This is a genomic window from Neorhizobium sp. 05N33 (assembly GCF_056397445.1).
Map to the genome: position 1 here is coordinate 1 of NZ_JBFTNK010000043.1, position 1,173 is coordinate 1,173.

Here is a 1,173-nt window from a genome sequence, read left to right on the forward strand (position 1 = left end):
CCCCCCTTGTAACTTCCCTTTATCCGCTTTTGGCGATTTACTGCCAGATGCGGTGGCGGATGGGAGACCGAACCTCCCTTGGGACACCAAGCCCGTGGCAGAGCCTGGGTCTTCATCCGCCGTTCCATCGAACCCGAACAGTCGCCAGGGCCGCTTGCGAAGGCAAAGCCCGCTTAGGCAAGGATGGGATAAGATGGATATCATCGTTGGCATTGACGTTTCGAAGAACCGGCTGGACATTGCGATTGTGCCGTCCGGTAAAGCCTTCTTCGTCGACAACAGCCATGCTGGTATCGACGAACTGGTCGAGCGGCTGAAGTCGGAGCATTCTGCACAGGGCACCTGCGTGGTGGCGCTGGAGGCAACCGGCGGCTTTGAGATGCTGGCGACGGCAGAGCTCTCGTCTGCCGGGTTTGCGGTCATCGTGATCAACCCGGCCCAGGTGCGCGCGTATGCCAACGCGATCGGCCGCCGTGCCAAGACCGATCCGATCGATGCTGAAGTGATAGCGGCCTTCGTGGCTGCGACGAGGCCGGAAATCCGCCCCCTGCGGGATGCCGAAACCCAGGCGCTTTCGGCGCTTGTCGCCCGTCGACGGCAGATCGTGCAGATGATCGTGGCCGAGGATAATCGGCTGCGCATGGTTGTGGAGGCGCAGACGCAGAAGAGCATCAGACGGCTGCTTTCGGCCCTGCGTCGCGAGCTGGACAGCCTGGATGCCGATCTCGACGACCATATCCGCAAGTCGCCGATATGGCGGGTCCGTGAGGCGCTGCTCGTCTCGGTGYCGGGTGTCGGGCCGGCGACGGCCCGCACGCTTCTGGCCGAGATGCCGGAGCTCGGAAGCCTCGACCGGCGCCAGATCGCCTCTTTGGCGGGACTTGCGCCCTGGACGCGGCAATCGGGCCAATGGAAGGGCAAAAGCTTGATCGGCGGCGGCAGGGGCAAGGTGCGGGCCGTGCTGTTCATGGCGGCTCTCGTCGCGAGCCGCCACAACCCCACGCTCAAGGCCTTCCGCGACCGGCTCGTCGCCGCCGGCAAACCCAGGATCGTCGCCATCGTCGCCACCATGCGAAAGCTCCTCACAATCCTCAACGCCATCATCCGGGACAATAAACCATGGCAAAGCGCTTGACGCACAAGACAGTCGCTCTGCCCTGCCGGGCATCTCCC

The 1,173-nt window shown here is 63.8% G+C and carries 1 protein-coding gene; it reads left to right on the forward strand.

All coding sequences use genetic code 11. The features are described from left to right. Positions 1-193 precede the first annotated feature (193 nt). Positions 194-1,135, forward strand: coding sequence for an IS110 family RNA-guided transposase (locus tag AC1DLT_RS30815; RefSeq protein ID WP_477489244.1), 942 nt, complete (start codon positions 194-196; stop codon positions 1,133-1,135). Positions 1,136-1,173: the final 38 nt, after the last annotated feature.